12 protein-coding genes are annotated in these 19,417 nt (G+C 59.0%); 3 read left to right on the forward strand and 9 right to left on the reverse strand.

Going from position 1 to position 19,417, the window contains the following annotated elements:
• Positions 1 to 186 precede the first annotated feature (186 nt).
• A complete protein-coding gene (locus ACIOWA_RS22125; RefSeq protein WP_339434059.1) occupies positions 187 to 1,116 on the reverse strand; it encodes an AraC family transcriptional regulator in 930 nt (309 codons plus the stop codon).
• A 336-nt stretch (positions 1,117 to 1,452) separates the two neighbouring features.
• Here ACIOWA_RS22125 and ACIOWA_RS22130 point away from each other — a divergent pair, with 336 nt between their 5' ends.
• Together ACIOWA_RS22130 and ACIOWA_RS22135 are read left to right on the forward strand one after the other, a co-directional pair.
• Entirely contained in the window at positions 1,453 to 1,806 is a 354-nt protein-coding gene (locus tag ACIOWA_RS22130) for an antibiotic biosynthesis monooxygenase family protein (RefSeq protein WP_339434058.1), read from the forward strand.
• A gap of 43 nt (positions 1,807 to 1,849) precedes the next feature.
• The gene (locus ACIOWA_RS22135; protein ID WP_401161940.1) at positions 1,850 to 2,092 is read left to right on the forward strand and encodes a hypothetical protein; all 243 of its coding nucleotides are present in this window, start codon (positions 1,850 to 1,852) and stop codon (positions 2,090 to 2,092) included.
• 4 nt (positions 2,093 to 2,096) lie between these two features.
• Here the strand turns inward: ACIOWA_RS22135 and ACIOWA_RS22140 are convergent, their stop codons facing one another.
• Positions 2,097 to 2,726, reverse strand: a complete 630-nt coding sequence (locus ACIOWA_RS22140) for a flavin reductase family protein (RefSeq protein WP_339434056.1) — start codon at positions 2,724 to 2,726, stop codon at positions 2,097 to 2,099.
• A 254-nt stretch (positions 2,727 to 2,980) separates the two neighbouring features.
• Entirely contained in the window at positions 2,981 to 3,352 is a 372-nt protein-coding gene (locus tag ACIOWA_RS22145; protein ID WP_401161943.1) for a heme utilization protein, read from the reverse strand.
• A gap of 341 nt (positions 3,353 to 3,693) precedes the next feature.
• Here ACIOWA_RS22145 and ACIOWA_RS22150 point away from each other — a divergent pair, with 341 nt between their 5' ends.
• On the forward strand, positions 3,694 to 4,452 hold the full coding sequence (locus tag ACIOWA_RS22150; RefSeq protein ID WP_401161945.1) for a hypothetical protein: 759 nt from the start codon (positions 3,694 to 3,696) through the stop codon (positions 4,450 to 4,452).
• Between the two features lie 75 nt (positions 4,453 to 4,527).
• Here ACIOWA_RS22150 and ACIOWA_RS22155 read toward each other — a convergent pair whose 3' ends face one another.
• The 6 genes from ACIOWA_RS22155 to ACIOWA_RS22180 all read right to left on the reverse strand — a co-directional run bounded on the left by ACIOWA_RS22155 (position 4,528) and on the right by ACIOWA_RS22180 (position 19,290).
• Positions 4,528 to 5,847, reverse strand: a complete 1,320-nt coding sequence (locus tag ACIOWA_RS22155) for an MFS transporter (RefSeq protein ID WP_221734371.1) — start codon at positions 5,845 to 5,847, stop codon at positions 4,528 to 4,530.
• Between the two features lie 322 nt (positions 5,848 to 6,169).
• Positions 6,170 to 7,501, reverse strand: coding sequence for a sigma-54 dependent transcriptional regulator (locus ACIOWA_RS22160; protein WP_339495139.1), 1,332 nt, complete (start codon positions 7,499 to 7,501; stop codon positions 6,170 to 6,172).
• Positions 7,501 to 9,261, reverse strand: a complete 1,761-nt coding sequence (locus tag ACIOWA_RS22165; RefSeq protein ID WP_339466634.1) for an ATP-binding protein — start codon at positions 9,259 to 9,261, stop codon at positions 7,501 to 7,503. Before ACIOWA_RS22165 ends, ACIOWA_RS22160 begins: the two co-directional genes overlap by 1 nt.
• A gap of 84 nt (positions 9,262 to 9,345) precedes the next feature.
• Positions 9,346 to 11,982, reverse strand: coding sequence for an RHS repeat domain-containing protein (locus tag ACIOWA_RS22170; RefSeq protein WP_401161947.1), 2,637 nt, complete (start codon positions 11,980 to 11,982; stop codon positions 9,346 to 9,348).
• A gap of 4 nt (positions 11,983 to 11,986) precedes the next feature.
• The gene (locus tag ACIOWA_RS22175) at positions 11,987 to 14,776 is read right to left on the reverse strand and encodes an RHS repeat-associated core domain-containing protein (RefSeq protein WP_401161949.1); all 2,790 of its coding nucleotides are present in this window, start codon (positions 14,774 to 14,776) and stop codon (positions 11,987 to 11,989) included.
• Complete coding sequence (locus ACIOWA_RS22180) at positions 14,773 to 19,290, reverse strand: SpvB/TcaC N-terminal domain-containing protein (RefSeq protein WP_401161951.1); 4,518 nt, start codon at positions 19,288 to 19,290, stop codon at positions 14,773 to 14,775. Before ACIOWA_RS22180 ends, ACIOWA_RS22175 begins: the two co-directional genes overlap by 4 nt.
• Positions 19,291 to 19,417 lie beyond the last annotated feature (127 nt).

Consider the following 19,417-nt stretch of genomic DNA (forward strand, 5'->3'; position numbering starts at 1 on the left):
TTGCCCGGGTGGTATTTGCTCTGTTGAAAAACCAGAGCGAATACTCCCCTAAAGCGGTTTAGGGGCTAGGCATGAACCATAGAATCTCCCACGGGGGTTCGTAGTGAACACAGATGTTGTGGACACCACCACTGTGGAAGCCAGCCTGCTGGCGATGAGGGCAGCGAACACAGTAAAAAGTCTGGATCAGACCGACTGCCGCAACCGCGCCAGATCCCGCAGCGGTGGCGCGCCGAACAAACGGCTGTACTCGCGGCTGAACTGTGAGGGGCTTTCATACCCCACGCGATACCCTGCCGCCGACGCTTCCAGCCCTTCGGCCAGCATCAGACGCCGCGCCTCTTGCAGGCGCAATTGCTTCTGATACTGCAGCGGGCTCATCGCCGTCATCGCTTTGAAACGATGATGCAGTGTCGACACGCTGAGGTTCACTTCCTTGGCCAGATCGTCAATGCGCAGCGGTTGCTCGAAGTTGCCGTTAAGCCATTTGATGGCCTGGCTGATGCGGTGGCTCTGACTGTTGGCAATCGCGATTTCATACAGTCGATGGCCCTGCGGGCTGCGCAGCAGGCGATAGAGAATCTCCCGACGGATCAGCGGCGCGAGCATGGCGATGTCTTTCGGCGCATCCAGCAAACGGGCCAGACGCAGCACCGCGTCGAGCATCGCACTGTCGATTTTTTCAACGTACAAACCGCGTCCGGTCGGCCGGGTCGGTACACCGAGCGGGCCGGCGTCGGCGATCAGTGCGGTGATCTCAGCCGGGTCGATGTCCAGACGCACGGCGAGGATCGGATCTTGCGGCGACACGTTGACCACGCGCCCGCTCAGCGGCATCGAGACCGAGACCACCAGATAATTGAGCGGATCGTAATTGAAGAACTCGTCGACCAGTCGCACCTCTTTGCGACCCTGAGCCATGATGCACAGGGCGGGTTGTGCCAGCACCGGGGCGAAGTCGTGGGACTTTGTGTGGCGCGACATGAACAGCGAGCCGATGGCCGTGGCGTAACTGCCATCGTCCGTGGTGTTGCGGCGAATGATCGCCGCCAGTTCAGCGCGTTGCTTTTCCATGTCGGCGTCGAGTGGGGCTTGAATCGGATCGAATGACGTCATGCACGGCATCCTCGGCAAGGGATGTGGAGTGGAGCAGAGCATATGTTTGTGCAAGCGTGAACGGTAGACACATTCTGCGAAATGCTTGCCTGATTCTGCGCGGTGTTGCTCATGTTCCCGCCCATAGCGGGACGCAGAGCCTGGAACTTGCTTGAAACGCATGTGACAGCCATGTGACGAGGTTTTACAGACGGTTGCAGCGACAACGCGCAGTCTCGCAGGATTGTGCAACGCGACGGCAGGAATCGACTAACGGCCCCTGGCGCTCGCCCCTTAATCTTGGATCCTGTCGCAGCCCGTCCCCGGCTGCCACGCGACTCCCTGGGAGGGTTGAACATGTCCAAGCAGATTCCCGTCAGTCATATGGCCTTGGTTCGAGCGCGCGCCGGGCGCTCGGCGGAACTCGGTGTGCGCCTGAGCGCATTGATCGAACCGTCCCGCGCCGCGCCCGGTTGCCTGAGCTTTGCCTTGCAGCATTCGCAGTGTGATCCCGAGTTGTGGATGGTCTGCGGTTTCTGGAGCAATCAGCAGACGATGACCGCGTATTTCAGCAGCCCGTCGATGGAAATCTTCGCCGAGCTGGTGCAGGAGCTCGTGGTCAACAGTCTGGATTTCCACACCTTCAAGGATGTCTCGCCAGCCCAGGCCCTCGGCCAATGTTCGGCACCGGTACACAAACTCGCCGGTTGAGGGTTTAATGTCCGGCTTAATTGACTGAGCCAGGACTTGCGACATGGCACGTAAAGAGTTCGAACACTTCGAAGCAGTTTCCGCAGTCGTCCCCGTCGAACTGGGTGGCAACAAGGGTTATTACGCGGCAATCGCGGTCAAGGCCCTGGTGGATGGCGGTGCACCGCGCTTTCACAAATTGCTGGATGATCAGGTGTTTCCCGGCGCCATCGCCGCCGATGACGCTGCCATCAATGAGCTGGATCGCCTCAAGGGCGTCACTGAAAACGCCGAGTTGATCTGGTAATCCGTTACTTGGCGGCCCCCGGTCGCCACATCTTGAACAGGGCTTCAGGCCCTAGCTGGAAATAATCCGCCGGCCCGCCGCCGCGCAGAATCGGTTCTGCCGCGGCGGTGTCGTAGATCCCATCCTTCAACAGCCACTTGGCGATATGCACGGCGACCACTTCGCCGAGGATCAGCCAGCTCGGCACTGTCTCGCCATCGGCGCGTTGCAACTGAATGATCTGCGTGACCTTGCACTCGAAGGACACCGGGCTTTCGGCGACGCGGGGCACGGAAATCACCCTTGATGCGACTGTCGTCAGGCCTGCCAATTCAAACTCGTTGACCTCAGGTGCAACCATCGCGCAGCTCTGGTTCATCTGCTCGGCCAGCGGGCGGGTGGCGAGGTTCCAGACGAATTCGCCGGTCTGTTCGATGTTGTTCAGGCTGTCTTTGCGTCCGACGCTGGAGAAACCAATGATTGGCGGAATGTAGTTGAAGGCGTTGAAGAAGCTGTAGGGCGCCAGATTCAACTGGCCGTTGGCATCCTGCGAAGAAATCCAGCCGATAGGGCGCGGGCCGACGATGGCATTGAACGGATCGTGGGGCAGACCGTGGCCGTGGGCGGGTTCGTAGAAATGGATGTCATCGGGCATGGCTTGGGATCCTGGAGTGCATTGGGTAGGGGCAATAGTGCAAGCCGGGTGATGCAATTTCCAGACAAATGCAAATCTTGTGGAGTGGGTTTGTTTGCGAAGAGGTCGTGTCAGTTGCCATCAGTATCGACTGAACGGACGCCTTCGCGAGCAAGCCCGCTCCCACAGGGTTTTTGTGTGGAACCCTACATTTTGTTTGCCCCAGAAATGACTGAGCCCGGCCGAAGCCGGGCTGTGCGCTGGTTAATGAATTATCAGCTGATCGAAGCTGATTGGGTGCGGTCGTAGCCGTCTTGAGCGACGGTGGCGGAGCCGGTGCGGTCGTAGCCGTCTTGAGCGACGGTGGCGGAGCCGGTGCGGTCATAGCCGTCTTGAGCGACGGTGGCGGAGCCGGTGCGGTCATAGCCGTCTTGAGCGACGGTGGCGGAGCCGGTGCGGTCGTAGCCGTCTTGAGCGACGGTGGCGGAGCCGGTGCGGTCGTAGCCGTCTTGAGCGACGATGGCGGAGCCGGTGCGGTCGTAGCCGTCGGCGGCAATGGCCGAGCCGGTGCGATCAAAACCGTCGGCTGCGAAGGTGTTGGCGGCCAGTACGGACAGGGTCAGGGCGAGGATCAGTTTGGTTTTCATGTTCGTTACTCCAGATTCGTTGGGGGTGTGTCTTGCATGGGTTGAATGCTACGCCAATAAAGCTGATTAAAAAGCGCAAAATAATGCTAAAAACAATCGATTAATTTGATGTTAAGGGCGGCGCATTTAAATCGCTTACGTCTTCGCAGCGAACGACACGCAGGTCATCGATCAGGTGTTGGCAGGATGCAGCGCCAGGATTAATCAGCGATTAATCGCTGTTTTGCCGTTTGTGACAGATTTTTCATGAATTCCCGACCGCTTTTTCACCGCTGCAACGCCAGTCTGCCCTCGGCCAGAAAACCAAGAACCGGCCGTCACACAATGGAGCGTTACCCGCGATGAATAAACTGCCTCAAATCACCCTGGCTTTCTGGATCATGAAAATCTGCGCGACGACCCTGGGGGAAACCGCGGGGGATTTGCTGTCGATGACCCTCAATGTCGGCTACGCGATCAGCTCGTTGATTCTGATCAGCGTGTTCGTCCTGACGCTGATCACGCAATTGATGGCCAAGACCTACAAGCCGCTGCTGTACTGGATCGTGATTTTGTCCACCAGCACCGCCGGCACCACCATGTCCGACTTCATGGACCGCACGCTGGATTTGGGTTACGCCACCGGTTCGATGATCCTGATCGCGATTCTGTTGGCGATCTTCTCGGCGTGGCGACTGAGCGGTGACTCGCTCAATGTCAGCAAGGTGCAGACCTTGCGTGGCGAGATGTTCTATTGGATGGCGATTCTGTTTTCCAACACCCTGGGCACCGCGCTTGGGGATTACCTGGCCGACGATTCGGGGCTTGGTTTTGCCGGCGGCGCATTGCTGATCGGCTCGACCATTGCTGTGGTGGTGCTGCTCAAGTACTTCACGAAGATTTCGACAGTGTTGTTGTTCTGGGTGGCGTTCGTATTGACGCGGCCGTTTGGCGCAACGCTGGGCGACTTGATGACCAAGTCTCATGAGAAGGGTGGGCTGGACTTCGGCACCATTGGTTCGTCGGCGGTGCTGGCGGGGATTCTGCTGGCGATGATCGTGGGGGCTTCTTATGCGCAGAAACGTAATGGCACACAACACGCTACTGCCGAGTTGACTTGATACCGAGTTACCCCTTCGCTGGCAAGCCAGCGAAGGGACCCGCACAGCCACCGTTGCAGTGGCTGTGAAACCCGATCAGTCCGTCACGATCCGCGAATGCTTCTGGGTGTCTCTCATGGTGATGTACACCAGCAATGACACGGCGATGCACGCGGTGACGTACCAGTAATAACCGCTTTCCATGCCAATGCTCTTGAACCACAGCGCGATGTATTCGGCAGTACCGCCGAAGATCGAGACGGTCAGTGCGTACGGCAGGCCGACGCCCAGCGCACGGATTTCAGTCGGGAACAATTCCGCTTTCACCACGGCGTTGATCGAGGTGTAGCCGCTGACGATGATCAGCGCTGCCATGATCAGGAAGAACGCGCCCCACCAGGTTTGAATGGTGTGCAGGGTCATCAGGATCGGCACGGTGAAGATCGTACCGAGCACGCCGAAGGCGATCAGGATCGGACGACGACCGATCTTGTCCGACAGGCCACCGATGATCGGTTGCAGGCACATGAACAGGAACAGCGTGGCCGCGGAAATGGTGGTCGAGTCGGAGATGCTCATGCCGACGGTGTTCACCAGGTACTTCTGCATGTAGGTGGTGTAGGTGTAGAACGCCAGTGTGCCGCCCATGGTCAGGCCGACCACGGTCAACAGCTCTTTGGGGTGACGCATCAAGGTGCGCATGGCGCTTTCCTTGGCTTTTTCTTTTTTGGTGAACGACTCGGTTTCTTCCATGCCGCGACGCAGGTACAGCGCAACGACTGCGCACAGCGCGCCGATGGCGAACGGAATACGCCAGCCCCACGCGTACAACTGCTCGGTGGTCAGGGTCTGTTGCAGCACGATCAACACGCCCAGCGCGATGAGCTGGCCGGAGATCAGGGTCACGTACTGGAAGCTTGAGAAGAAACCGCGACGTTCCTTGGTCGCCATCTCCGACAGGTAGGTGGCCGAGGTGCCGTATTCGCCGCCGACCGACAGGCCCTGCAGCAGACGGGCAAACACCAGCAGGATCGGTGCACCGATGCCAATGGTTTCGTAATTGGGGCTCAGGGCGATCAGCAAGGAGCCAAAGCACATCAGGTAAACCGAAGCCATCAGGGCTTTCTTGCGCCCGACTTTGTCGGCGTACAGGCCCATCAGCCAGCCACCGATCGGGCGCATCAGGAAGCCCACGGCGAAGATCGCGGCGGTGTTCATCAGTTGCGCGGTGGAAGAGCCCGCGGGGAAAAAGGTCTTGGCGAAGTACAGCGAGAAGGCGGCATAGACGTACCAGTCGTACCACTCGACCATGTTGCCGACGGAACCGCTGAAGATCGACTTGATCCGGCTGGCGGTGGTTCGTTCTTTGACCGGCACGGCAGCCGACCCAAGAGGCAGGGCGTTGGAGTTATCCATTGAAGGATCCTTGGTTTAATTGTTTTTGTGGAGCGCGTAGAAACGCAGCCTGCTGGGGCTATAGCAGGAGCTGTGCCAACGGGGAGAGGGCCGGTTTAGAGGGGGTGGCGGTTTTTTTTGAGCGGAAATCCGCTTATGGCTGGTGGGTGGTGAGCGGAAAATTGCTCATTGAGGTGGGCAGGTCTTTATTGCCTGTGCCGGCCTCTTCACGGGCAAGCCACGCTTGCACAGGGTTTTGTGCTGAACACAGACCGTGTGAACACTGCCGACCACTGTGGGAGCGGGCTTGCTCGCGAAGTGGCCCGAACCGGCACCGCAACATTCAACTGCCTGGAACAAACATCTCCCGAGTCAGCCCATGGCGCTGCATCTTTTCATTGAACGTGCGGCGCGGCAGTTGCAGCTCTTCGAGCACCGCTTTCACATCGCCCTTGTGCCGGGTCAGCGCGGCGCGCAAGCACTGCGCTTCAAACGCCTCCTGCTGCGCTGCCAGCGACTGCCCCGGATCAATTCCCGGTGCCGGCTCATCCAGCCCCAGCACCTGACGTTCAGCAACGTTGGCCAGTTCGCGCACGTTGCCCGGCCAGTCGTGGCTGAGCAGATGACTCAACTGCGCACCACTCAAGGGTGGAAAGGTGCGGCCCAGACGCAGAGCGGCATTCTGGGCGAAGGTCTCGAACAGCAAGGGAATGTCTTCGCGGCGATCTCGCAACGGTGGCAGGCGCAGCTCGGCAATGTTCAGGCGATACGCCAGGTCTTCGCGAAAACGTCCGGCCCGGGCTTCATCGAGCAAGTCGGGTTTGGTTGCCGCGACGATCCGTAAATCCACCCGAATACTCTGGTTCGAGCCCAGGCGCTCAAGCTTCTGCTCTTGCAACACCCGCAGCAACTTCACCTGCTGAGCCAGCGGCATGCTTTCGATTTCATCGAGAAACAGCGTGCCGCCATCGGCGTATTCGAGCTTGCCGATGCGCTTGCCGGACGCCCCGGTAAACGCACCGCTTTCATGGCCGAACAGTTCGGCCTCGAACAATTGCTCCGGGATCGCCGCGCAGTTGAGCGCCACGAATGGTTTGTCCGCACGCGGGCCGAAATCGTGCAGACAACGCGCCACCAACTCTTTGCCGCTGCCGGTTTCGCCACGGATCAGCACGTTGACCGGCAACGCTGCCAGATCCAGTACCTGCCGGCGTAGCGTCTGCAACCCACGGGACACGCCGAGTAACGTCGCATCGAGTTTGGCGCGGTTGTCGGCCTGCTCGTGCAGGGCACGGTTTTCCAGGATTAACCGGCGTTTTTCCAAGGCCCGGCGCAGGCTGCCGAGCAATGTTTCCGGGCTGAACGGTTTTTCCAGAAAGTCGTAGGCGCCGTCGCGCATCGCGTCGACCGCCATCGGCACATCGCCGTGACCGGTGAGCAGAATCACCGGTAAGTCGGCATCGCGGCGCTGCACCTCGGCCAGCAGTTCCAGACCACTGAGACCGGGCATGCGCACATCGCTGAGGACCACTCCGGGAAAGTGCGCGGGCAGTGCGGCGAGGCATTCTTCGGCGCGGCTGAACAGTTGCACCTCAAAGCCCGACAGGCTCAACCACTGCTCGACTGCGCTGCGAATGCTGCTTTCGTCATCGACCACCATTACCGAATTGAGCATCAGATACGTGCCTCCAGATCGATCGGCACAGACAGGGTGAACACCGCACCGGTCTCGCCATTTTCCACACTCAAACGTCCACCGGACTCATGGACGATGGCGAAAGATACCGCCAGGCCCAGACCCAGACCGTCGCCCACCGGTTTGGTGGTGAAGAACGGATCGAATACCTGGTTCAGATGCTCTGCGGCAATGCCGCCACCATTGTCGCTGACGCTCAGTTGCCACAGTTGCTCATCGGCCTGCAGGCGTATTTCCAGACGCTTGCACGGTTTGCCTTGCATCGCATCGAGTGCATTGCGCAACAGGTTGATCAGCACTTGTTCCAGACGGATCGCATCACCGCGTACCCACGCCGGACGAGTCAGGTGCAGCACCAGACTGACCTGTTCGTCGCGCAGCCGCGCATCGAGCAGTTGCAGGGACTGATCAACCACCGTCGCCAGATCCAGGCGCTCGCGCAAACCGCCGGGGCTTTTTCTGGCGAAGGTTTTCAGGTGGCCGGTGAGGGCGGCCATGCGCGTGAGCATATCGTCTACCGGTTTGAGTGCCTTATAGGCGTCATCGACCCGGCCATGGTCGAGCAGCAGGCGCAGCGTCGCCAGTTGCATGCGCTGAGCGGTCAGCGGTTGATTGATTTCGTGGGCGAGCGCGGCGGACATCTGGCCCAATGCCGCGAGTTTGGCCGATTGCACCAGACCGTCCTGTGCGGTGCGCAACTCGCGAGTGCGTTCCTCGACCAGTTGCTCCAGCTCTTCACGGTTGCGCTGGCGGATTTTCGACAGGCGCCAGCGCTGGTTGAGAAACAGCAGCAGAAACACCAGCGCCAGCCACACGCCGGCAGCGGCGAGCCCGGCGTTGCGCAGGTCTTCGAATGCCACTTGCGGGCGACGCAAAAGGTGCAGCGTCCAGCCTTCGGCGGCCAGCGGCAGCGATTCCCACAAATAATCTGCTGTGCCTTGCGGGCCTTCGACCCGGCGCAGTTCGCTGTTGTCATCGAAAAGGCGCAGCGACAGATGGGTCAGTTGCACCAGCGACTGTTTGTCGTACTGACGGGTGGCCTTGATCTCGGCCAGATCGCTGGCGCTCAACGGTCGCAACGAGCGATAGCGCCAGCCGGGCTGGTTGGCGATGAAAATGATGCCGCGTGCATCGCTGACCAACAGCGTGTCGTTGCCCTGGCTCCATTCGCGTTCAAGTTCGGGGAATTCCAGCTTGACCACCATCGCCCCCAGGAACTCATTGTTATCGCCGAGTACCGCGCTGGAGAGGAAGTAGCCGGGAATCCCGCTGGTCACGCCCACCGCGTAAAAACGCCCGGTGCCTTGGGTGCGGGTCTGGCTGAAGTAGGGGCGGAAACCGTAATTGTGGCCGACGTAACTGCTCGGCAAGCGCCAGTTGCTCGCCGCTACGGCGAGGCCCGTGTGATCAAGCAGTTCAAGGGTCGAGGATTGCGCCGCGCCGTTGATCTTTTCCAGCTTGAGATTCAGCGCCGCCTGCTCGTCGGCATCGACCGGCCCGGCCAGCGCCGAACGTAATTGCGGATCGAGCGCCAGCACGGCGGGCAGGGCGCGGTAGCGGTCGATCAGGGTGTGCAGGGAATTGGCGTACAACGCCAGTTGCTGGTTGGCGCGGGCGGCGTCTTCCTCCAGCGCCTGGCGTTCGGCGTGGCGGATCGCAAGCATGGCAGCAAGCGCTGCGCCGGCAATGATCAGCAGGGTATACAACGACAGACGCAAGGTACGGGAAGTCGGCAGCATGCTGGGCGAAGGGTCGGCAGGACGGGCGGGCACGATAGCATGCGCCCACGTGGCGAAGCGCGATGTTCGCGCGAACCACGTCGCTCAGACAGCGGTTTCCCGCGCCTGGCGTCGAAGCTGGAGATTCAACCTCGGTTTGGGAACGGGTCTGGATCTCGGTTCTTCAGCGATTGATTGTTCCAGTTGCTGCAGACGTTCGGTAACCTCTTCGGCTTCGCTACGCGCGTTGAGTACTGTCTGAGCTGTTTCCTTTATCCTGTCGATGGCATCGAACGGGTCGACTCCGGTCCTCGCCAGCTTCATGACTTGACGTTGTTTTTCGTCATCCAGTGAGTCCAGCTGTTTGTAGAACCTTTGCTGAATATCCTCAGAGTAGGCATTGAGGTTATTGGTGAAGGTTTTGATGCCGTCGATCAGGGCGGCGCCGCCATTGACCAGGTCCTTTACTGTTTCGACCCCGTTTGAAACAGTCTCGCCGAGTGTATTCAGGCCATCCTTGAGTTCTTGAGTGTGTAGCGTTTGCGCCAACTTCAGACCTTTCTTGAAGAAGTGGTAGCGTAACAAAGGCATCGCCACGGCTCCGACAACCGCACCGACTGCCAGGCCGATGGCATTCCCGGCACCCGGTACGACGCTGCCCAAGAGCCCGACTACCGTACCTCCCGCAGCTATTCCCTTGAAGACCGATTTTATGCCGTGTTTTGACTTGAGGAAGGTGCCGAAAGTCATACTTGCACGCAGCTCGTTGATGTCGGCGTTTTCCGGAACAAGCCCGTCGAATTCAGTCGCCAGATTATGTATCTGGTTCGCCGCTGTCTGAGCCTTGTCCAGCATCCCGAGAAAGTCGCCAAGCAATTCGAATACGGCTTTTTTTCCGCCGGTCCTGTCGACGTACAGGAGTGGATTGTTGCCAACCATGGCGTACAGGTTCAGGCCATCGACATCGCCATTCGGGTCGGCGCTTATCCAGCGCTGTAACCACGGCGAGTAGTAGCGCTCGCCGTAGTAGTACAAGCCACTGACATCCATCTCCTTGCCCGAATAACGGATGAATTTGTAGCTCACTTCGACGGCGTGGCGTGCGGCCATCCACGCTGTGGCACCGAACGGGTAGTAACCCTCCTGGCTGATCAGGTCGCCCTGTTGATCAAGCTCCATCACGCAGGAGCCGAGATGATCTTCGAGGTTGTAACGCACTTGGTCATTGGCGATTTCATCGGGTGGTTTTTTCGCCCAATGCAGGCAACGCGCACTGCCTACCGAGATGATGTGCAGTTCTTCGCAGTTGTCCTTGTTGCGGATTTCCAGGCCCGGCAGGTAGCGCACCTGATGAAAGTGCACAGTCCTGTCGGTGTACGTTTCATGGCGTTTGAACACCCTCACGCCCTGGCTGTAACGGTAGTGTTCGGCATCGTCATCAGTGCCGTCTCGGGCAATCAGCGTCACGCGTTGCAGTTCATCCCGTGCATTCCAGTGCATGGCCTGTCCCGGTTGCAGGTTCTGCTGGTTGCCGTGGCGGTCGAACAGTGTGCCGAAGTCAGGCTCCGGATCATCCGGTTTCCAGCGCACGCCGCGATTGCTGACTGAATCAATGCGCATCTGCACGGTGCGGTTGGCGCCGGCCCGTACATGCACCAGTTTCACCAGATTGCCGCCGGTGTCGTAAGTGTAGGTCTGGGTGTAGTTGAGGCGGTTGTTAGGGTCGGTGGGCGTTGGCAGGCCGGGAATGTCCGAGAGCGGGCCGTCGTCGTAACCGCTGGCGCTGACCAGTCGGTACAACGAGTCGTAGCTGAAATCACGGTGACCGTCGACCAGTTGGTTGGCGAAATAGACCGGCTGGAAGGCGTGGTCTTCGATGCGGGTAATGTTGCCGACGGGGTCGTAGAAATATTCGAGGTCTTGCAGCACTGCGCCGGTGTCTTTGCGACTGGACTGAGTGTGCAGACGACTGTCTGCCGGGTCGTACGTCCAGCGACTGAGGACAAGATTACCGGCCTGCTGCTCGATGATCTGGTCGGCGGCGTTGTACTGCGCATCAAGCAACACGGGCTGCCATTGGCTCTGGCCGCTGATCAACAGTTGTACCTGCCGAAGGTGCCCGGCCAGGCCGTAGCGCGAGCGTCGCCGATGGCCGCCGGCGTCGGTCTGCTCGAGCAGCGCGCCGAGCGGGCTGAACACATGGTGAGTGGTGAACGGCTCACCGTCGTGGAACGTGCGGGTTTCGCTCAGCGGCTGGCCGGTCAGGGAAAAGCTGTCTGTGAGCAACGAACCGGAACGGTCTTTCTGTTCCTGCAATTGGCCGCGACGGTTGTATCCGGCTTCGGCCGAGGCGTCGGAATAGGTGAACACATCGACATCGACCTCGCCATTTTCCTCGACGGCCACGAGCCGCAGTTGTTCATCGAAGCACGTGCGCCAATGGCTGCCGCGCTGATCCCACCTGCGCAAAGGTTCACCGGCCAGCCCTGGCAGCACCACACGCCAGCCGCTATCCACGCTGTCGATAAGCACCGCATTGCCATTCAACGAATAAACAGTCGCCGTGTTCTCCATGGACAAGCGCGGGTCGCGTTGCGTGATCAGACGCCCGGCTAAATCGTGTTCCTGGCAGATCACCAGGGTGCTTGACGTGTTGCCTGCCATGCTTCGCAGGTAGGCGACCTTGCGGACTGGCAGGCCTCGTCCGTCAATCACTGTCAGGGAGGGCGTGCGTGAATGCATGGTTTCAGTGACCGTTTTTAAACTTGGTGAGCAAGGTGTTTCCCGGCTTTTTTGATGCAAGATGCCGTTGTCTTGCTTTGTACAGATTGTCAGTGGTCCCCATCTCTTTGTATCGCGCAAGTCCGGCCTGAGCCTGTGCGATGTTGGCGAGTACGGCTCGGTTTTTCTGTTGCAAGCCAGAGCGCGTAATGATGGCCAGCGTTTCGCTGGAAGTATTGGCATTGACATTCGGGAGCACATTGGCAGGCGAAACACTGTCAACGCCCAATGCGTCAAAAGCGTTTTCCGCCCATGCAGACCGTTGTTCAATGGCCGCTTTCCAGTCGCTGAGCATTTTTTCGATCTTTTCAATTTTCACCGGGTCAAGCCGGTTCTTGATGTCTTGTGCTTCCTGCGCCCGACTTCCCATATTAAGCGCGCCGGGAATAATCCCCACCACTGACCCGAATACTCTGTTCATTAAAAATAATGGGTTGAATAACGAATTGAGTGCCGGATGCAGCACTTCGCTCTTGAAGTCTTTCCATGAATTGATTTCCTTGACGGGGGCCTCGATCCCCAGGCTTTGATCAATCGCGCTGACGGAGATTTGCGAGGTCTGCGGGATCAAAGGCCCGACTTGCAGGCCGATATGGTTTGCCACCGGCTCAAGGATGGCCCCAGCGACATCACCCCCGATGTTGCCACCGACCAACGATGAAGGTTTCAACACGTTCGGTTTCACTTCAAGTGCTGGAAACAGGGTGTCAAATTGGGTGCCGCCCAAAGATCCACCTTCATAACCGACAATACCTCTGACGGTTTCTCCCGCCAGATTCACCGCCATGTTCAGTGCAACATTTTGATTAATGATGTTGTGTAGTTGCCATAGTACTTCCTCGGAGTGCCCTTCTACGGCGGAAGCAAACGCCGAATACAGCATGATCACGCTTTCTGCCCGCGTGTTACCGTCCGGATCGATAAAACGGATCGGGTTATTCCCCACGAATGCATATAAATTCAGACCATCCGCCTGCTCTGCGTCGGTGCTGATCCAGCGCTGCAACCACGGCGCGTAATAGCGTGCGCCGTAGTAATACAAACCGCTGACGTCCATTTCCTTGCCCGAATAGCGGATGAAGCGGTACGTGGTTTCCGAGTTCGGTGCCATCCACGCGGTTTCGCCAAAGGGGTAATAGCCTTCCTGGCTGATCATGACGGCGTCTTGATCCAGTTCCATCACGCTGGAACCGAGATGATCTTCGAGGTTGTAACGCATTTGGTCATTGGCGATTTCATCGATTTTTTTCGCTGCCCAATGTAGGCAGCGGGCGTTGCCGAGCGTGATGACGTGCAGTTCTTCACCGCTGTCGCGGGTGCGGATTTCAAGCCCGGGCAGATAGCGCACCTGGTGGAAATGTTCGGCGTTGGCAGCGAAGGTTTCGTGGCGCTTGAACACGCGCATACCCTGGCTGTAACCGTAGTACTCGGCATCATTGGAACCGCCATCGCGCTGGACCAGGATCACGCTTTCCAGCTCATCGCGGGCATTCCAGAGCAGTGGCTGGCCCGGTTGCACGGTCAGTTGATTGCCGTGGCGATCGAACAAAGTGTCGAAATCCGGCGGCTCGTCGCCGGTTTTCCAGCGTTCCCCGCGATTGCTCTTCAGATCGATGAACATTTGCCGGGTCGAGTTGTTGCCGGCGCGTACGTGACACAGTTCGATCAGGTTGCCACCGTTGTCGTACTGGTAGGTCTGGGTGTAGTTGAGGCGATTGTTCGGGTCGCCCGGTTGCGGCAGGCCGGGAATGTCCGGTGGCGGGGCGTCGTCGTAGCCGGTGGCGCTGGTCAACCGATAGAGCGAGTCGTAGGTGAAGTTGCGGTGGCCATCGATCAACTGATTGGCGAAGTAACGTGGTTGAAAGGCGTGGTCTTCGATGCGGGTGATATTGCCGACGGGATCGTAGAAATATTCGAGGTCTTGCAGCACTGCGCCGGTGTCTTTGCGACTGGACTGAGTGTGCAGACGACTGTCTGCCGGGTCGTACGTCCAGCGACTGAGGACAAGATTACCGGCCTGCTGCTCGATGATCTGGTCGGCGGCGTTGTACTGCGCATCAAGCAACACGGGCTGCCATTGGCTCTGGCCGCTGATCAACAGTTGTACCTGCCGAAGGTGCCCGGCCAGGCCGTAGCGCGAGCGTCGCCGATGGCCACCGGCGTCGGTCTGCTCGAGCAGCGCGCCGAGCGAGCTGAACACATGGTGAGTGGTGAACGGCTCACCGTCGTGGAACGTGCGGGTTTCCCGCAGCGGCTGGCCGGTCAGGGAATAACTGTCCGTGAGCAGCGAACCGGAACGGTCTTTCTGTTCCAGCAACTGGCCGCGACGGTTGTATCCGGCTTCGGCCGAGGCGTCGGCGTAAGTAAAAACGTCGACATCGGGTTGGCCATTTTCCTCGACCGCGACCACCCGCAGTTGCTCATCGAAGATCGTCTGCCAATGGCTACCGCGCTGATCCCAGCGCCGCAACGGCTCGCCGGCCAGACCCGGCAGGGTCAGGCGCCAGCCGGCGTCGACGCTGTCGGATTTCAATACCGTGCCGTCCAGGTTGTAAACCGTGGTCAGGCAGGGTGCCGACAAGCGCGGATCCCATTGCTCGACCAGACGCCCGGCGTAGTCATGCTGCCGACGGGTTACCAGCGCTACGGGGCTGTCGGCCGTCACACTGCGCAAGTACCCGACCTGCCGCACTGGCAAACCACGCGCATCGCTTACCGCCAGTGCAGGTGTACGGCGATGCACGTTGGCAATCATGGCTGCGATGCCTTGGTTGGCGATGACAGCTCGGCGGTGTCGTTGAAGTCTTCGCTGGTGTGATACCAAGGGTGGTACGTCTCTCGGGAAAAGTCGCCCTTGGCATTGACCATTCCGACCTGGCGGCCCTTGACGTCATAGCGAAGCTGATCGTGATGGCTCAGTGTGCGTAGGGACTGATCGTTGACGTAGGTATAGGTGTTGGCGAAAAACGCGCGGTACTGACGAACGGGCAAGCCTTTGTTGTTGTATTCGACCCGCTCGCTGATGCGCCAGCGCGGGTTGGCATCGACCACTTTGATCTGACCATCCTCGATAATCAGCGAGCCGTCGTCGTCCACGGCATACGCCTTGCCCGGGTCGACCAATTGCTGGGTTTGCAGAGCCCGGCCAAAACCGTCGACGCAGGCTTTGGTGATCTGGATCTGCGCCAGCGGATCGTCGGGGTAACGGTCGGCACTGAGGATCACGCTGTGCACTGGTTCGCGATGCACTGTTGCGATGGCGTCTTGCAGCGCCTGTTCATCAGGCGTCAAGGCGCCGCTGCGCCGGGTCAGTTGGCGGCGTGTACTGGCCCTGATGTGGCCGCTGGGCAGCAGATAACCCCGGGCAATCCATGTCGTAGTGGCGTGGGTGTGGTTGGCAATTTGCCCCATCCAGCTGAACAGATCCTTGCGCAGGGTACTCGCGGCTTTTTGCACGGCATCGGTCGGGTTGGCAATTGCCGTAGCCGGGCTCCGGTCCTGCGGAAGTTTGTATTCGCTCAGTGGCCTGAAACCCGCTTCCCTGTTGTTCTCTGAGCCATAAAAACTGGTGGCCAGGGGCTGATTGGAAGGTTCATACAACGCCTGATGAGTGTTCAGGTTGGCATCGATGATTTTCAGCGCTTGCAGCGCGTGGTAGTCGTACTCGATGCAGGTGGTACAGCCATCCGGCAGTTCCACGAGGGTGACAGCCAGCGCATACGCGTCGTATACGGCGTGAGTGAAGCCATGGCTGAGGGTTTCGCGATAGCGGCGCACCTTGTAGAAACCGTCGAGGCCGGCGTATTCGGCGCAGTTGTAATTTGCCGACCACAGATTGTGCTCGGCGCTGCCCGAGGAGTCCTCCCAGAACAGAAAAGGCATCGGCAGGTAACCGATCTTTTCCAGTTCGCCGCGTACGTCAAAATCCGCTAAAACGCTGTAAGCGTCCAGCGCGGTTTTGTCCAGTTGGGCCACTTCCATGGGGCCGGTCAATGCCTCGAATCCGGCAATGCCATCGTCCAGCAGCTTGCCATCGGTACTCACGTAACGCTGCACGGACTGAGTGGTCAGCACCCGTTCGGTATTCCAGTACGCCGAATCCTCATGTTCCATCAGGCATTCATAGGACACCTGCGCAGGTGTAAGCCCGGTGGGAAGTGTGCCATTGGACGACAAGACCAATGCATTGCCACGCTGTTGATAGGGCAAACCAAGACGCCAATGCTGCGGATCCTTGTCCAGATCGATGAACACAGAACGGCTTTCATTGAGGTAGAACGACCGTTGTGCCGGGTCATGGGCGTCGTACCACCACTGCTGTTGATCAAGATCGTCGAACGGTGGCGTATCGGTTTCGGTGAGCCGCCTGGCGTAGCTCACTGTGATTGAATGCGTCGGTTGGCCGTAAGTGTTGTAGCGCAGGACCACATCGTTGCGACACATGGGGTCATCGACGAAACCGTCGTACTGGTAGCTGATCCTTTCCACCACCAGCGGCAGCAAGACTGCGGCGGCATAGGCGCCTTGCTCGCGCACTTGACGCACCCGATAACGCATTTCTTCGACCGTATAAGGCGTGGTGATCCGCGGAACATCCTCGCCAGTATCGGCATAGGTCTCGATGCGCGTGACCGAGCCGACCAGTGCCCGGCAGATCTGGTAGCGAGTGTCGGCGTCAGAAGAATCCAGCTGTTCCTCGCAGTCGTCCGCCTCGTGATATCGGCTGAACAGCGTATCGCCCAGTGGCACCGAATGTGCGTCGTGATTGAAATAGTCGTCACGCGACCGGTTCATCGATTGCCCGGTATGAAACCAGGTGAAGACCCGCATCGGCTCGCTGAAGCCTTCTCCCTCATCGTTGCTGGCGCTCTCACTGTCGGTTTGCTGCAGCAAGCCGAAACCGCGGAACTCGCGCTCAACGCGGTCGTAAAAACCTTCGCACCAGGTGAAGCGCTGCGTCAGGCAGTTGCCAGTGATTTCATCCAGTTGCTGCTGCTTTTTGACCACTGCCACCGGAAACGGCAAGTGGCAAGCCGGAAAACGTCTAAGGCTGGGCAAGCGGCGTTTTTCATCCAGCCATTCCTGCGCCGAGCTGCGGTAGACCACGCTGGCACTGCAACCCATGTTGTTGTTACTGCTGGTCAACAGATACGGCTTGGCCGAAACGAAATCGTAGCGCCAATGCTGCGGCTGCATGTGCGTCACCGTCAGGATCAGACTGGCGCAACCGAGGCCCTGCAGATCGGCAAAACTCACTTGGCTGAAGCGGTCGTAACGTACGCCGTCGGGCCACGGCACGCTGATCGGTATTTGCTCCAGGCCGTTGCCGCCGCGATTCAGGTAGATCTCGAAGGATTCTGACATCAGATAAATCAGCGATGCGGCACCGGAACCGTCGAGATCGGCAAGGCGCACGCGGGATGAATCGAATTGCTCGTAGCTGAAAGGCAACTCGCTGATCTTGCGACCCTTGCCAAACCGGCCGTGGCCCAGGTTCGGCCAGCAGCGGATTTCGTCATGGCGTATCCGGCACAGCTCGGGCATATCGCTACCCAGCAGGTTGCCCAACAGCACCAGTTCTGTGCGCGAATTGCTGAACAGTGGCAAACGGTCGTCGTCGGGTTGGTGAAGCACCTCTTCAGGCGCGGCGAAGCCTTGTTCGCGCTCGTTGGCATACAACCGCACGGAGCTGGGCCCGATCAACGCCAGGCTACTCAAGCCGTCACCGCTCAAGTCGCCAAGTGTCGAGAGCGTGTTGAAAAACTCTGGTGGGAATTTGCCGAAGGGGACGAAGTCGGCAAACTCGCGTTGTTCTGTCAGGGTGCGAAAACCACTGATACCCGGTTGCGCGATGACCCAATCGAGCCGACCGTCACCGGTCAGGTCGGTCAGCAGTTGCTGGACCGGACGGTTGCGATCGGCGAGCGGAATCTTTTCCAGTGCGGTCCATGGCCCATAGCCGATTTCATCGGTGCCCTTGGTCGCACGCAATGGTTCGCGGTAGTACCAGGCCTGGTCATAACGGCAGAGGAAACCCGGCACACCTTCGCCATAAAGATCCACACACTGGTAAAAACCACCGTCCTCGATACTCGGCTGGACATCGGTTTCGAAGAAGCGCGCCGGGGTTTTATTGATGTCGAAGGGGGCATAGTCGAACTCGACCGGCGGCGTGTTTTCGACAATGCCGCTCGCATCGAATGCCTGATAGTGCGCCGCGCTGATCTGGCTGTAGGCCCACTGCGCGATATTTTGCGGTTGGTGATATTCCAACAGCAGGCGGCGTACCAGTTTCGGTTGCTCGGTTTTTTCCTTGGAGAACTGATGAAACAGCAACGCTTGCTGGCACAGTCTGCGCGTGCCCAGTTCAAAGCCCCGACCATGGGTTGAAAAACGGTCGGGGCGGACTGTCCAGGGTTTCAGGGTGTCACCGTCGTAAGCAGGAATATCGGTCAGTGATGTGCTGCGTTCGCCGTAATCGAACAGCAGATGAAAGTGCCAGTCCAGTTCGGTCGGATTGTCCGTGGTCCAGCTGTACAGATTGCTGTTGGCCGTGAAGTTGCCGTAGCACACGCGGCGCAGATAGCGCTGGGCGCGGTAGTCATGCAGCGGGTCGGGATCCTGATCATCGGCCTTGTACTCGAAACAGATGTGTTCACCACGTGCGTTCATGCTTTCGCACAGCAGCCAAGCGGCGATGCGTCCGGGAGCGTCGGGGTCGGCGACGCGTGTCGCTTCGGTCTTGCCGTAAAGGTGCAGTGAGCCGTCGGCGCCGTGTATCAGCCAGAAAACCGGTGGATCGGCTTCTCGGGTCTGCCGCTGCCAACGCTCGCGCAAGGCAAAGTCGCTTTCGATTTGCGGCCAGTAACGCACCACTCTGTACGGGCCGATGTCGACGCCGTTGTAGGTGTTTTCTTCACGGAATTTGATTTCACCGTTTTCATCCAGCTCCGGCATCCACACTTCGCCATCGGTACCAACGATCTCGTCGTGATCGGTATAACGTGGCACGCCTTTGTTGGTTCTGCGATTGATCTGACCCACGCCGGCCAGCTGCCAGGAAAGGCCGAATGGACCGTTGCCACTCTGACTGCTGTAACTCAGCGAGAACTTAGGATCCCAGCCCCGCCCGGCAGACGTCGGAATCGGCAACTCGAACGAGGCGGCTCCGGTCGGGCCCACAGCGCCCCAACTTTTGCCGATGGTGGCGATCGATGCGCTTTTGGCGATGGAGGGTGTGGTGATGCTCAATTCTTGCTGATCAGGCATGGTCGAATCCATTGCGCACGGGGTGGGCGTGAATGGGCTGACGCTAACAAGAAAGGCATTGAAATGAACCTGTCAGATCTGACAGGTGCGCAAGATCATTTTGTATGCATTGACGGAGTTTTTATCG

It is taken from the genome of Pseudomonas sp. NPDC087614 (assembly GCF_044743485.1).
Lineage (GTDB): Bacteria > Pseudomonadota > Gammaproteobacteria > Pseudomonadales > Pseudomonadaceae > Aquipseudomonas > Aquipseudomonas baetica_A.

Bases quoted from the DNA above. Each gene is read 5' to 3' on its own strand.
- ACIOWA_RS22135 (WP_401161940.1), top strand. From the start codon at position 1,850: ATGGCACGTAAAGAGTTCGAACACTTCGAAGCAGTTTCCGCAGTCGTC.
- ACIOWA_RS22165 (WP_339466634.1), bottom strand. From the start codon at position 9,261: ATGCTGCCGACTTCCCGTACCTTGCGTCTGTCGTTGTATACCCTGCTG.
- ACIOWA_RS22130 (WP_339434058.1), top strand. From the start codon at position 1,453: ATGTCCAAGCAGATTCCCGTCAGTCATATGGCCTTGGTTCGAGCGCGC.
- ACIOWA_RS22160 (WP_339495139.1), bottom strand. From the start codon at position 7,501: ATGCTCAATTCGGTAATGGTGGTCGATGACGAAAGCAGCATTCGCAGC.
- ACIOWA_RS22170 (WP_401161947.1), bottom strand. From the start codon at position 11,982: ATGCATTCACGCACGCCCTCCCTGACAGTGATTGACGGACGAGGCCTG.
- ACIOWA_RS22150 (WP_401161945.1), top strand. From the start codon at position 3,694: ATGAATAAACTGCCTCAAATCACCCTGGCTTTCTGGATCATGAAAATC.
- ACIOWA_RS22175 (WP_401161949.1), bottom strand. From the start codon at position 14,776: ATGATTGCCAACGTGCATCGCCGTACACCTGCACTGGCGGTAAGCGAT.
- ACIOWA_RS22145 (WP_401161943.1), bottom strand. From the start codon at position 3,352: ATGAAAACCAAACTGATCCTCGCCCTGACCCTGTCCGTACTGGCCGCC.
- ACIOWA_RS22155 (WP_221734371.1), bottom strand. From the start codon at position 5,847: ATGGATAACTCCAACGCCCTGCCTCTTGGGTCGGCTGCCGTGCCGGTC.
- ACIOWA_RS22125 (WP_339434059.1), bottom strand. From the start codon at position 1,116: ATGACGTCATTCGATCCGATTCAAGCCCCACTCGACGCCGACATGGAA.
- ACIOWA_RS22140 (WP_339434056.1), bottom strand. From the start codon at position 2,726: ATGCCCGATGACATCCATTTCTACGAACCCGCCCACGGCCACGGTCTG.
- ACIOWA_RS22180 (WP_401161951.1), bottom strand. From the start codon at position 19,290: ATGCCTGATCAGCAAGAATTGAGCATCACCACACCCTCCATCGCCAAA.